Annotated in this window: 11 protein-coding genes, 1 pseudogene and 1 riboswitch; of the genes and pseudogenes, 2 read left to right on the forward strand and 10 right to left on the reverse strand. The window is 61.3% G+C overall.

Annotated elements, in window-relative coordinates:
- Positions 1-229: 229 nt before the first annotated feature.
- Positions 230-724, forward strand: coding sequence for a GNAT family N-acetyltransferase (locus BLT55_RS06590; protein ID WP_054999632.1), 495 nt, complete (start codon positions 230-232; stop codon positions 722-724).
- A gap of 45 nt (positions 725-769) precedes the next feature.
- On the opposite strand, the gene BLT55_RS06595 is transcribed toward BLT55_RS06590, so the two are convergent.
- From BLT55_RS06595 to BLT55_RS06615, 5 genes and pseudogenes are all read right to left on the reverse strand, one after another.
- On the reverse strand, positions 770-2,776 hold the full coding sequence (locus BLT55_RS06595; RefSeq protein ID WP_054999633.1) for a peptidase U32 family protein: 2,007 nt from the start codon (positions 2,774-2,776) through the stop codon (positions 770-772).
- A gap of 106 nt (positions 2,777-2,882) precedes the next feature.
- A complete protein-coding gene (locus BLT55_RS06600) occupies positions 2,883-3,674 on the reverse strand; it encodes an ABC transporter ATP-binding protein (RefSeq protein ID WP_054999634.1) in 792 nt (263 codons plus the stop codon).
- Positions 3,671-4,693: a FecCD family ABC transporter permease gene (locus BLT55_RS06605; protein WP_054999635.1), complete on the reverse strand. Its 1,023-nt coding sequence runs from the start codon at positions 4,691-4,693 to the stop codon at positions 3,671-3,673. Before BLT55_RS06605 ends, BLT55_RS06600 begins: the two co-directional genes overlap by 4 nt.
- Positions 4,690-5,703 (reverse strand): ABC transporter substrate-binding protein, encoded by a 1,014-nt coding sequence (locus BLT55_RS06610; protein WP_074800182.1) that lies wholly within the window; start codon positions 5,701-5,703, stop codon positions 4,690-4,692. The genes BLT55_RS06605 and BLT55_RS06610 overlap by 4 nt, the downstream gene beginning before the upstream one ends.
- A gap of 130 nt (positions 5,704-5,833) precedes the next feature.
- Positions 5,834-6,032: riboswitch (cobalamin riboswitch) on the reverse strand.
- An 11-nt stretch (positions 6,033-6,043) separates the two neighbouring features.
- Positions 6,044-6,767, reverse strand: a pseudogene (locus BLT55_RS06615) (FadR/GntR family transcriptional regulator).
- Between the two features lie 108 nt (positions 6,768-6,875).
- Between BLT55_RS06615 and BLT55_RS06620 the strand changes: the two are divergent.
- Positions 6,876-7,610 carry a FadR/GntR family transcriptional regulator gene (locus BLT55_RS06620; protein WP_055001104.1) on the forward strand — a complete coding sequence of 245 codons (735 nt, stop codon included), beginning with the start codon at positions 6,876-6,878 and terminating at the stop codon, positions 7,608-7,610.
- A 390-nt stretch (positions 7,611-8,000) separates the two neighbouring features.
- On the opposite strand, the gene BLT55_RS06630 is transcribed toward BLT55_RS06620, so the two are convergent.
- From BLT55_RS06630 to BLT55_RS06650, 5 genes are all read right to left on the reverse strand, one after another.
- On the reverse strand, positions 8,001-8,723 hold the full coding sequence (locus BLT55_RS06630; protein WP_054085088.1) for an oligogalacturonate-specific porin KdgM family protein: 723 nt from the start codon (positions 8,721-8,723) through the stop codon (positions 8,001-8,003).
- Positions 8,724-8,859: 136 nt separating this feature from the next.
- On the reverse strand, positions 8,860-9,624 hold the full coding sequence (locus BLT55_RS06635) for an ABC transporter ATP-binding protein (protein WP_007249235.1): 765 nt from the start codon (positions 9,622-9,624) through the stop codon (positions 8,860-8,862).
- A gap of 10 nt (positions 9,625-9,634) precedes the next feature.
- The gene (locus tag BLT55_RS06640; protein WP_055002115.1) at positions 9,635-10,474 is read right to left on the reverse strand and encodes an ABC transporter ATP-binding protein; all 840 of its coding nucleotides are present in this window, start codon (positions 10,472-10,474) and stop codon (positions 9,635-9,637) included.
- A 50-nt stretch (positions 10,475-10,524) separates the two neighbouring features.
- Positions 10,525-11,430, reverse strand: coding sequence for an ABC transporter permease (locus BLT55_RS06645; protein WP_055002114.1), 906 nt, complete (start codon positions 11,428-11,430; stop codon positions 10,525-10,527).
- Positions 11,430-12,467, reverse strand: coding sequence for an ABC transporter permease (locus BLT55_RS06650; RefSeq protein WP_074800185.1), 1,038 nt, complete (start codon positions 12,465-12,467; stop codon positions 11,430-11,432). Before BLT55_RS06650 ends, BLT55_RS06645 begins: the two co-directional genes overlap by 1 nt.
- Between the last annotated feature and the right edge of the window lie 24 nt (positions 12,468-12,491).

Here is a 12,491-nt window from a genome sequence, read left to right on the forward strand (position 1 = left end):
AGGGGCGAAAAGGTGCCTTGAGCCGTAAACATATCTAACTGACATCGGATAACTGCTTTGTGGCGCAGAACGTCACAGATCTGCATCGCACACTATCGGACGCAGAGCGTCCAGAACGGCATGCGACGCGGAGCGTCGCACGATAATCAATGACACCAGAGCCAGCCAGTTCACCCATGCCTGGCGCAACATTTGTATTACTCTGCGATCCCCAGCCAAGTCAGTTGCCATGAACATTACCATCACCGAAGTAAAACCCGCCGACATCCCGCAAACCGTCGACTTCGTCATGCGTGCCCGTGCCGAGATATTTCCGTTGCTCGACACCGTCACCGTTCCGCCCGATCTCGCCGGTTTCGAGCAGGTTTACCTGAGTGGCGAGGACGGAAAGTTTCTGATCGCCCGCTGCAACGAGCACATCATCTCTGCCGTTGGCTACCTGCCCTACGACCATCGCTTCCCGCAGCTGGACTACACAGGCCGCAGAACCGTCGAGATCGTGCGCCTGTACGTCATGCCGGAATTTCGCGGTGATGGCCTTGCCAGTCGGCTGTGTCAGGCGCTTTGGGTGCATGCCGATGCAAGTGATATTGAAGTTTTGTACCTGCACACCCACCCGTTTCTGCCCGGCGCCATTCGTTTCTGGGAAAAACAGGGCTTTGCCGTGACCGATGTAGAAAGCGATCCGGTGTGGAACACGACGCATATGGAGCGAGTGCTTTAGAAAAGGCATCGGGGGCGGGCAGTGAGCCAGCCCCCTATCGCAAGATCAGCGCGGATGACGCTGGCGGGCAGTCTTGAGCAGGTCTTCCGGTGTGATGTGGCCGACCACCGATTTAGCCGCAGCGCTGCCGGGCAACGGCAGGTCGAGAATGTGGCCTTTCATCTTGCCGATCACGTGCATTTCACACGGCTTGCAGTCGAATTTCAGGGTCAGCACTTCATCTCCCTGCACCAGTTGCATGGGCGCGACCTTGGTACGCACGCCGGTCACGCCTTTGGCCTGTTTCGGGCACAGGTTGAACGAGAAACGCAGGCAGTGCTTGGTGATCATCACCGGCACTTCGCCGGTTTCTTCATGCGCTTCGTAAGCCGCATCGATCAACTGCACGCCGTGGCGATGGTAAAAATCGCGAGCCTTCTGGTTGTAGACATTGGCCAGAAAAGACAGGTGCGACTCAGGGTAAACCGGCGGCGGGGTGGTTTCAGGCTTGCGTCCACCGCGTGGGTGAGCCTGGATACGCGCTTCGGTCAACGCCTCGATGGCATCGCGGCGCAGCGTTTTGAGCTGCGAGTTCGGCACGAAAAACGCCTGAGGCGCATCCAGCTTCACGTCCTGAGCGTGGTAGATCGTGGTGCCCAATTGGCTGAGCAGATCACGCAACTGGTCCAGCGCCTGTTCGGGCTTGTTGGCGGCACCGAACGGACCGTCCAGGCCGACCGTCACGCTCATGCCTTCTTCACTGGTCGCGATCAGGCTCAAGTGATCTTCACGCAGCGTCACCTGCCATTGAATGCCGATGCGGCGTTCGGCTGACGTCTTGAGCAGCGCCTGCTGCCAATTGTGGTCCAGGTTGCGGTTCAGCGGATGGTTGGGGCGCACACGGGAGAGGGCGGCCGGCATTTCGTTGGGCTCTACGCGATAGCGCCAGCGCTTCTGACCATCCTCCTCGAATTCGCCTTTCAGCTCGGCGATGTTGGCCCGGAAGCCTACCACTTCGCGCTTGATCTGCACGTTGAGGCCGTCACCGTTGGACAGCGGTTCATGGGTAACGGCGATCAGATCGCGCTTGCCGAGTTTTTCGACGGTGCCGACTGCCAGGCCGGTAAAGGTTGGCGTATCGAACGCGCCGATGTCGATCTTGCGGTCGCTGACAAAGTAATCGGTGCTGCCCCGGTGAAAGGTCTTCTCCGGGTCGGGCACGAAGAAATGCGCGGTACGGCCGCTGGAAGCACGGGCCAGATCCGGGCGGTCTTCAAGGATCTCGTCCAATTGCTGACGATAATAGGCGGTAATGTTTTTGACGTAACCTGCGTCCTTGTAACGTCCCTCGATCTTGAACGAGCGCACGCCCGCATCCACCAGGTCGCGCAGGTTGGCGCTCTGGTTGTTGTCCTTCATCGACAGCAGGTGTTTTTCGAAGGCGACGACGCGGCCTTGATCATCCTTGAGCGTGTATAGCAGGCGACAAGCCTGCGAGCAGTCGCCACGGTTGGCGCTGCGGCCGTTTTGCGCGTGGGAAATGTTGCACTGCCCGGAAAACGCCACACACAGTGCGCCATGAATAAAGAACTCGATGGTTGCATCGGTTTCACGGGCGATTTCACGAATTTCCTGCAGGTTCAGCTCGCGGGCCAGCACCAGTTGCGAGAAGCCGGCCTGATCGAGAAACTTCGCCCGGCCCAGCGTACGAATATCGGTCTGCGTGCTGGCGTGCAGTTCGATTGGTGGAATGTCAAGCTCCATGACCCCGAGGTCCTGCACGATCAGTGCATCGACGCCCGCGTCGTAGAGCTGATGGATCAGCTTGCGGGCCGGTTCCAGCTCGTCGTCATGCAGGATGGTGTTGATCGTGGTGAAGATCCGCGCGTGGTAGCGATGGGCGAATTTCACCAGTTCGGCGATATCGCTGACCTCGTTGCAGGCGTTGTGTCGCGCACCAAAGCTCGGCCCGCCGATGTACACCGCATCGGCGCCATGCAGGATGGCTTCACGGGCGATGGTCACGTCCCGGGCAGGGCTGAGCAATTCCAGGTGATGCTTGGGTAACGACATGGCAACGGGATCCGGCGGCGAGCAAAGCGCGCATTGTAGTGCGCCGCGCCGCGCGGCGCACCTGTTGCCGGTTTGCGCAGGTTATGGGCTGACCACCGGCGCTGCCTCAGCGTGAGCGCAGACGCAGGATTTTCGCGCCATCAAAGGGATCGGTCAGCCAGTGGGCGACGACGCCGAAGGTGCTCAGCAGGCGCTCTGGCGTCAGCACCTCGACCGGCGTGCCCAGCGCCACCAGTCGGCCTTTTTCCATGACCGCCACCCGGTCGCAATCCAGCGCCTGATTCAGGTCGTGCAGGGCAATTACCGTGGTCACCGGCAAGGCTTTGACCAGACCGAGGATGGTCAGTTGATGCTGGATATCTAGATGGTTGGTCGGCTCGTCCAGCAGCAGGATTTTTGGCCGTTGCGCCAGCGCCCTGGCGATGTGCACACGTTGCCGCTCGCCACCGGACAGGGTGTGCCAGGCACGTTTTTGCATATGCAACATGTCCACGTCGAGCAAGGCCTGACGCACGATGGCGTCGTCATTCGCGCTCCACGGCTCCAGTGCCGAAAGCCAGGGCGTGCGGCCCAGTTCGACGGCGTCCAGTACGGTCACCGCGTCGCTGGTTTCGGCCTGCTGCTCGACCACCGCCAGCAGGCGCGCCACGTCTCTGCGGCTCATGGCGGCAAGTGCCTGATCACCCAGCCTGACCGTGCCGCTCCCCGGCTTCTGAATGCCGGCCAGCAGCTTGAGCAAGGTGGATTTGCCCGAGCCATTGGGGCCGACTACCGCCAGCGTTTCGCCTGCCGTGATACTCAGATCGATATCACTCAGCAAGGCCGTACCACGCACCGAATAACCCAACCCGGAGCAACCGAGTACGGGTGAACCGAGCGACTGCGCAAAGGCGTTCATCGCGTGCTGTTGCCCCGGATAAGAATCAATGCGAAGACTGGCGCGCCGATCAGCGCAGTAATCACCCCGATCGGCAGTGCCTGACCTTTGATCATCGTGCGCGAGAGGATGTCTGCAGCGATCAGAAACAGCGCGCCACTCAGTGCGCTCAGCGGCACCAGCCGTGCGTGACGTACGCCGACCAGCATGCGTACCGCGTGCGGAATCACCAGCCCGACAAAACCGATGGAGCCGACAATCGAGACCATGACCGCCGTCACCAGCGCTGCGGTGGCGATCAGGATGATCTGCACACGTCGCACCGCAATGCCGAGCGAGGCGGCCGAATCGCTGCCGAAAGTGAAGGCATCCAGCGCGCGTCGGTACCACAGACAAACGAGCAGACCGGCCAGCGCCGTCGGCACTGCCAGCCACACCGAATGCCAGCGCACCCCGCTAAGGTTGCCCAGCAACCAGAACATGATGCCGCGGGCCTGCTCGGAACTGGCGGATTTGGTGATCATGAACGAGGTCAGCGCGTTGAACAGTTGTGAACCGGCGATCCCCGCCAGAATGATCTGCACGGATGCGGTGGTGCCCCGTGAGGAATGCGCGAGCAGGGCCACCAGCGAAAACGCCGCCACGGCCCCGACGAACGCGCCAGCCGACATGGAAATCGCCCCCGCGCCAAAACCCAGGATGGCCACCAGCACCGCGCCGGTCGAGGCCCCGGCGGAAATCCCCAGCAGGTACGGGTCGGCCAGCGGGTTGCGCAACAACGATTGCAGCACCACGCCGCAGATCGCCAGCCCGGCTCCGCAGGCTGCCGCAACGATGGCGCGGGTCAGCCGGTAATTCCAGACGATGCCTTCGTCGATAGGGTCGAGCATATAACCGGCCGCCCAGAGTTTGTTGGCCAGCACCTGAAAGACTACTGAAAGGCTGATCGATGTTTCACCAATCGCCGCGCCGATCATGATCGCCAGCACCAGGATTGCGGCAACCCACAGCAGATGGCCAAACGCTACAGGCCATCTCATCGGGCGGCGTTGAAACGGTTGGCGGCGTCGGCCAGCTCTTCGAAACCGGTGAACAGGCGCAGACCGGCCTGCATGCCCTCGGCGTCGATGATCACGATCCGGTCGTGCTTGACCGCATCCATGTTGCGCGTCACCGGGTCGCTCTTGAGGAAGGCGATCTTCTTCAGGTAGTCGTCGGCCGGAAAGCGGCGGCGGTCCATGCGTGCAATCACCAGAATGCTCGGGTTGGCCTTGGCGATGGTTTCCCAGCCCACGGTCGGCCATTCTTCGTCGGATTGTACGATGTTGCGCATGCCCAGGCTGTTGAGCATGAAGTCCGGAATGCCTTTGCGGCCCGCCACAAACGGGTCGCTGGCGATCTCGGAGCTGGAAAACCAGAACAGCGCAGACACGTCGTTGGCCTTGTTCTGGTTGACGTTGGCAATCGCTGCGCTGAGGCGCGCCTTGAGGTCGGCGACCAATGCGTCGCCGCGATCCCGTACATCAAAAATCTGCGCCAGCTGTTCGATGCTTTTGTAAATGGTCTCGATGCGAAACGGCTCCAGACGCGTGCCATCGGCGCCGACCAGATTGTCTTTGCCTTCGCAATCGGACGGCAGGATATAAGTCGGGATTTTCAGATCATGGAACTGCTCGCGGGTGCCAACCGCGCCCTGTTTGCCGACCATCCACTCCAGCTGCACGACCACCAGCTCTGGGCGCTTGCCGATCACCGCTTCGAAGCCCGGTTCGTTATCGGCCAGGCGCTCGACCTTGTCGTTCTGCGCCTTGAAACGTGGCAGCACGTTGTTGAACCACAGCGAAGTGCCGACCAGCTTGTCGCCGAGGCCCAGTTCGTAGAGCATTTCAGTTCCGGCCTGACCAATGGTTACGGCTTTGGTCGGCGCATGCGCGAAGGTCAGGGTCGAGCCGCAGTTTTCCACGGTCAGCGGATACTGGGTCGGTGCCGCAAACGTCAGGGTCGACAGGGTCAGGCAAGCGGCGAGGGCGGCAAGGCGGGGCAGCGACATGAAATGCGGTCTCCATTGGAGCAGGTGCCAAGGCGCAATGCATATCAGGAAACACATCCCCGGCAGATGACCGGGCACGACAAAAAATGCCGACGCGTGCGGATGTCCTTCCCGGACACCCCGCCGGTTAGTGGGTTGAATCAGGTCGGCAGGTCTCCTGACTGGCATGTCATCGCCTCGCTCCGGCCTTCCCGGACCTGAATCCAGTGGCAGTCATAGAGCAGGCTCGATGCCTACAGTTGCGGGGGCAGTTTCGTTTTGACCTTTTGAAACAAGGCGTGCGAATTCCCTGTTAGTTCCTCTCGGAAACCGACGGCCGGCATGGTAAACGATAAGGGTTTTAGTGGCTAATGCTTTGCGTTCGCAGCAGGCTGTTGGTCAGATGCAGGCGCATCGCGGCGCGTGCCGCATCCCGGTCCTGGCGAGCGATGGCGTCGAAAATCTGCTCTTGCTCACGTTGTTGAGCTTCCGGATCATCTTCGGTGTGCAGTAACGTAATATATATTGCCGAAGCCACTGCGCGTGCGCGGCAGAATGCTGCTGCCCAGCTGGCTCATGACGTCTGTGAAGAAGCTGTTGGCGGTGCACAGCGAGATCTGCCGGTGGAATTCGAAGTCGGCTTGCAGGGTGTCTTTGCCGAGGCGTGCGCAACGATGTAATTCATCGAGGGCCTGACGAATTGCCTCCAACTGCCCGGGCGTACGGCGTTGCGCGGCGAGGGCGGCGGATTCGGGTTCAAGGCTCAGACGCAGTTCGATGATCGGCGCTGCGTCACCGGGTGTGCCAATGGCGGGGGCGTCCTGCGGTGAACTCCCGGTCTGTGAGGCGTCGACCACGAATGTGCCGATGCCATGCCGGGTTTCGACCAGGCCTTCGGCCTGCAAGCGCGACATCGCCTCGCGCACCACCGTGCGGCTGACCCCGGTTTCACGGATGATCACCTGCTCGGTGGGCAGCTTTTCGCCACTGCGCAGTTCACCTTCGCGAATCCTACGCGAGAATTCGGCGACCAGTTGCTGGGTCAGGCTGGAACGGCGGCCTTTGGGGGCGGAAGGTTGTTCCATGGCAGGGTGATCGGTCCGTTTGGGGTGGCTGAGTATAACCGTACTCAGAGCCTGTTTTGTGTCGGTATCGCAGCCTATACTCGCGTATCGGACAGAACTGAGGCTGCAATGCCGGACAACGCGCTTTCTTCGCAAAAGAACCACCGACGCCTGGCGGAAACCCTGGTTGACCGCTTTGCCCAGCGCATGCGTGACGGGGTGCTTCAGCGCGGCGAAAAACTGCCTTCCGAGCTGCATATCATGGAAGCCGAAGGCGTCAGCCGCACGGTGGTGCGGGATGCCTTGTCGCGGATGCAGGCTGCGGGCCTGGTGGAAACCCGCCACGGCGTAGGGACATTTGTCCTCGACATGCCGCCGCCCGAGGGGTTTTCCGTCGGCCCGGCGACCATCGCCACCGTGTCCGATGTGCTGAACCTGCTGGAGTTTCGTTTGAGCCTTGAGGTCGAGGCCGCCGGTCTTGCCGCCCAGCGCCGCAGCCCGGAAGCGCTGCTGGAACTCAAACGGGCTTTCGATGCGTTGCTCGAAGGGCCGCAGAAGTCCGGGACCACGATCAATGCCGACTTTCAGTTTCACCTCAAGATCGCCAAGGCGTCCGGCAATGCCTACCTGATCGACATCATGAAACACCTGGGCACCAAATTGATCCCGCGCACCCGCATGAATTCGGCGTACACCGGGCAGAGCGACCGCAATGCCTACCTGGCCGGAATCAACGCTGAACACCGGCACATCTACAACGCTATTGCCGAAGGCAACGTCGATGCCGCGCGCTCGGCCATGTACCTGCACCTCAACGGCAGCCGCATGCGCTTGCGCCGTACTCAGTCGGTGTACAGCGACTGAGCGATTCATGAGCGGACGCGGAGCGTCCAGAAACGCATGCGACGCGGAGCGTCGCACGATAGTTGATAATCAAAAGGCTTTTTTACCGCGATATCACTGACGACGCAGCGGCCCCCGGATCAGTGTCAGGGCGAAGGAACCCGACGAAGTCGGGCCGGAAACGGAGCCGGGATTTTGGTTACTTTGATCCTTCAAAGTAACTCGCCGAGAGGCGAAAAGATGACTTGAGCCGTAAATACATCCAACTGACATCGCAGAACCGCTACGTGACTGTGCCACACACTCAAGAGTGGACGCGGAGCGTCCAGAAACGCATGCGACGCGGAGCGTCGCACGATAGTCAGATCGTTCGCAAAATGCATGTCATGACGCTCCGCGTCGCCATCTGCGCTACAAAAAGTTGTACTGCACGCCCACGCGCAATCTCAGCTGGCGCTTGTCATCTTCCGAATCGACCTTGATGTCGCCCACCTCGAAGAACGGCACCCAGCGCTTGTCCCATCTGTATTTGAAGGCTGCGTTCTGCTCGTAGTCGGTCTTGCCGTTGTCGTAGCGGATGTAATCGGCATCGAAATAGGTGAACTGGTATTCGTATGTCCACGGCCCTTTGCTGGCGTAGTTGACCCAGACGTCGTAACGATTGATCGACTGGTCGTCCATCTGGTTGTCGGGCATCTGGTGGTTGACCTTGTCGCGGTCCAGTTTGATCGAGTCGTAGCGATAACGCCCGGAGACGCTCAACTGGTCATTCACTTTGTAACCCAGCTTGAGGCCCATTTTGTAGGCTGTGGATTTCTCGATGCTTTCCAGCGCCAGCGACGGGGTGAGCGTCCACTTTTCATCGAGCCGGTGTTGGTAGCTTGCCGTCAGTTCGTGGCCGTTGCCGACGGTGTTGTCGAACGCCACGTCCTGTCGGTCGCCTGCGGTCTTGTACTTGAGTTCCCCTTCAAAGCCCCAGCCGCTGTCCAGACGGGTGCCGAATTTGACCCGGTCGGCGTGCATACGTGTGCTTTCCGCGTACTGATGGCGGTAGTTGATGTAAGCGCTGTCGGCATGTGTCCATGCGCAAGGCAGCAGGGCGGCAAAAGCGAGCAGTGCGAGTGATTTTTTCATTTTTTTTATTCTTGTTGATTGAAGTTCTGGGTGTGTTGAAGCAAATCGCGGGCAGCCGGGTCCTGTGGCCTTGTTGGCCAGGAATCAGCGTGTCAGCAGAGGTCGGGGTCCGGGCTGTCGCCAGCCGGGAGCAGGGTTATCCCGTCGGGCGCAGGTCCATGTCGCGACTGGCCTGGATCAGCATGCGCGAGTACTCGTGTCGGGCCTGATCGTTGACCAGCTGGCTGCTGTCGAGTGTTTCCAGCACCTGCCCCTGCTGCATGACCGCCACCCGGTCACACAGATGCGCCACCACGCCAAGGTCGTGGGTCACCATCAGGTAGGTCAGGCCTTGCTGGCGGCGCAGATCGGACAGCAGGTTGAGGATTTCGGCCTGCACCGAAACATCCAGCGCCGAGGTCGGTTCGTCGAGCAACAGCACGCGCGGTTCGAGAATCAGCGCGCGTGCAATTGCTACGCGCTGGCGCTGGCCGCCAGACAACTGATGCGGATACCTGAACCGGAAGCTCTCATTGAGACCAACCTTGTTCAGCACCTCGCAGACGCGCCGGTCACGCTCACCGATCTTGTGAATGCTCAGCGGCTCCTTGAGGGCAGCGTCGATGGTGTGGCGCGGGTGCAGCGAGGCATACGGGTCCTGAAAGACCATCTGCACGGTGCGGTAATGGCTGGCGTCGAGCTTGCGCTGTACCGCCTGGCCCGCCACGCTCAAGGCGCCGGTCCAGTGATGATATTGCCCGGCCAGGCAACGCAGCACGGTGGTCTTGCCCGAGCCGGACTCACCGACCAGCCCGAACGACTGGCCTTGCTCGACCTGCAGGTTGACGTCCCTGAGCACGTGGTTCAGCGCGCTGCCCGTACCGAAACTCAGGTTCAGTGAATCGACGGTGATCATTGCCATGGGAGCATTCTCAGTGAGTGAGCCAGAGAGGATCGCGCTGCAACACCGGCAGGCTGGCGCGGGGACGGTCAAGGCTGGGCAGGGCGGCGAGCAGGCCCTGGGTGTACGGGTGACACGCCTGATCCAGCTCGTTGGCGTTCAGCGACTCCACCACCCGCCCGGCGTACATCACCAGCACCCGGTCGCAGAAGTGGCGCACCATGGTCAGGTCGTGGCTGATGAAAATCAGGCCCAGATCACGCTCGCTGACCAGTTCTTCAAGGACGTTGAGCACCTGACGCCGCACCGATACGTCCAGCGCAGATGTCGGCTCGTCGGCGATGATGACTTGCGGATCGGTGATGACCATCATTGCGATCATGATCCTTTGCCCCATATCGCCGGAGACTTCGTGGGGGTACAGCTCGTAGACCCGCGCCGGTTCGCGAATGTGCACCTTGGCGAGCATGTCCAGCGTGCGCTCGCGGGCTTCTCTTTTCGACACGCGGTGATGCGCCAGGTAGGCTTCGGCGATCTGTTCGCCGACCTTGATCACCGGGTTCAGCGAGTATTTCGGGTCTTGCATGATCATCGACATGCGTCGGCCACGAATGCCCTGCATCTGTTTTTCGCTACAATCGAGCAGGTCGACATCGCCGAAACGCAGCGTTTTCGCGGTCACTCTGGCCGTTGCCGGGTGCAGGCGCAGCAGGCTGCGGCCGACCGTGGATTTGCCCGAGCCCGATTCGCCGACAATCGCCAGCTTTTCCCGGCCCAGGGTGAACGAGACGTCGCGGACCGCTGCCGTGGTCTTGCCCGCATGATTGAATTCGACCCGCAGATCTTCCACCGCAAGCTTTATCGGTGGCATGGCTGTTTTCGACATGGCTGTCAGCTCCTTTTCTTGTTATTCGATGTCTGTCATTCGCTACGCGGGTCGAGCACATCGCGCAGGCCGTCGCCCAGCAGGTTGAAGGCCAGGCTGACCAGCATGATGGTGGCGCCGGGTGCTGCGACCAGCCACCAGCTTTCCAGCATGTAGCGTCGGCCGCTGGAAATCATCGCGCCCCATTCCGGCAGCGGGGCCTGCGCGCCGAGGCCGAGAAAACCCAGCGCGGCGGCAGTGAGAATGATGTTGGCCATGTTCATGGTCAGGCGGATGATCACTGAGGACAGGCACATTGGAATGATGTGGCGACCGATAACGCGAAGTGCCGAGGCGCCTTGCAGTTTCACCGCCACGACGAAGTCGGCGTTGCGCAGCGACAGGGTTTCGGCCCGTGCCAGACGCGCGATCGGTGGCCAGGCGGTGAGGGCGATGGCGATGACCGCCTGCTCCAGACCCGGCCCAAGGGCTGCGATGAACGCCAGCGCGAGCACCAGGCTCGGGAACGAGATGAAGATGTCGGTGATGCGCATGAACAGGCTGTCGACCCAGCCACCGAAATAGCCGGAAACAGTCCCGATCAACATGCCGATGGGGCCGACGATCACCGTTACCAGCATCACGATGTACAGCGTGATGCGCGAGCCGTACACCAGCCGGCTGAACACGTCGCGGCCGTATTCATCGGTGCCGAACCAGTGTTGCGCGCCCGGCATGCGCAGCGCAGCAGACATGTCCTGGGCGAGCGGGTCATGGGTGGCGATCAACGGCGCGAACAGGGCGACGACCATCAATGTACTGATCACGATCAGGCCCGCGAGGGTCATCGGGTTGCGCAACAGAAAACGCATCAGACGCGCGGCGCTGGCGGTGAACGCCGCAAAACTTGATTGCGGGGCCTGGACCATCGGTTTGGCGCTGCTTGCAAGAGAAGTAGTCATCAGCGGGTTCTCGGGTCGAAGACTTTATAAAGTGCGTCACTGATCTGGTTGAGGATCACGAAGATCAGACCGATCAGCAGCACGCAGGCCATCACCGCATTCATGTCACCGAGCAGCAGGCTGCTGGTCAGGTACTGGCCGAAACCCGGCCAGGCGAAAACGGTTTCGATCAGCACCGCGCCTTCCAGCAGACCGCCGTAGGCGAGGGCAACGATGGTCAGCAGCTGTACGCGGATGTTGCGGAACGCATGGCCCCAGACGATGCGTCGCTGTGACAGACCCTTGACCCGCGCGGTGATGATGTACTCCTGCGACAGTTGCTCGAGCATGAAGCTGCGCGTCATGCGGCTGATGTAGGCCACCGAATTAAAGCTGAGGATCACCGCGGGCAGCAGGATATGGCGCAGCGCGCTGCGAAAGGCGTCCCAGTCGCCGGACAAGGCGGTGTCGATCAACAGCAGGCCGGTGCGGGTTTCGATCAGGCCGTCGTAGGCCAGGCCGATGCGGCCGACCCCGCCCGCCCAGCCCAGCCAGGCGTAGAACACCAGAAACGCCATCATGCCCAACCAGAAGATCGGCGTGGAGTAGCCGAACAGGGTGATGACCCGGGCGATGTGGTCGCCGCTGCGGCCTTGATGCGTGGCAGCGTAAACCCCCAGCGGCAGCCCGATCAGGATGCCGAACAGAATCGCCAGCGTGGCCAGTTCCAGCGTCGCCGGGAACACCCGGGCGATGTCTTCGATGACCGGATGCCCGGTCAGCAGCGCCTTGCCCAGATCGCCGTGCAGCAGGTCGCTGAGGTACATCACGAACTGGGTGGTCAGCGGTTTGTCCAGGCCCAGCTCCTGGTAGGCCTGAGCGTAGGCGGCTGCGTCGGCGTCCGGGCCGACGATGGCCAGCACCGGGTCCAGCGGCATGACCCGACCGATGAAGAAAGTGAGCAACAGCAGGCCGAACAGGGTCGCCGCCACTGATCCGCTGCGACGGGTGCCGTGGGCGACCCGACTGCTCCAAAATGAAATCGATGCACTCGACATGGTTATTCCTGCCTTGGCTTGAGC

Origin of the sequence: Pseudomonas cannabina, assembly GCF_900100365.1 — a bacterium.
Taxonomy (GTDB): Bacteria; Pseudomonadota; Gammaproteobacteria; order Pseudomonadales; family Pseudomonadaceae; genus Aquipseudomonas; species Aquipseudomonas cannabina.

Coding starts and splice junctions, on each gene's coding strand:
- BLT55_RS06590 (WP_054999632.1), top strand. CDS start 230: ATGAACATTACCATCACCGAAGTAAAACCCGCCGACATCCCGCAAACC.
- BLT55_RS06600 (WP_054999634.1), bottom strand. CDS start 3,674: ATGAACGCCTTTGCGCAGTCGCTCGGTTCACCCGTACTCGGTTGCTCC.
- BLT55_RS06635 (WP_007249235.1), bottom strand. CDS start 9,624: ATGGCAATGATCACCGTCGATTCACTGAACCTGAGTTTCGGTACGGGC.
- BLT55_RS06650 (WP_074800185.1), bottom strand. CDS start 12,467: ATGTCGAGTGCATCGATTTCATTTTGGAGCAGTCGGGTCGCCCACGGC.
- BLT55_RS06605 (WP_054999635.1), bottom strand. CDS start 4,693: ATGAGATGGCCTGTAGCGTTTGGCCATCTGCTGTGGGTTGCCGCAATC.
- BLT55_RS06610 (WP_074800182.1), bottom strand. CDS start 5,703: ATGTCGCTGCCCCGCCTTGCCGCCCTCGCCGCTTGCCTGACCCTGTCG.
- BLT55_RS06640 (WP_055002115.1), bottom strand. CDS start 10,474: ATGCCACCGATAAAGCTTGCGGTGGAAGATCTGCGGGTCGAATTCAAT.
- BLT55_RS06595 (WP_054999633.1), bottom strand. CDS start 2,776: ATGTCGTTACCCAAGCATCACCTGGAATTGCTCAGCCCTGCCCGGGAC.
- BLT55_RS06620 (WP_055001104.1), top strand. CDS start 6,876: ATGCCGGACAACGCGCTTTCTTCGCAAAAGAACCACCGACGCCTGGCG.
- BLT55_RS06645 (WP_055002114.1), bottom strand. CDS start 11,430: ATGACTACTTCTCTTGCAAGCAGCGCCAAACCGATGGTCCAGGCCCCG.
- BLT55_RS06630 (WP_054085088.1), bottom strand. CDS start 8,723: ATGAAAAAATCACTCGCACTGCTCGCTTTTGCCGCCCTGCTGCCTTGC.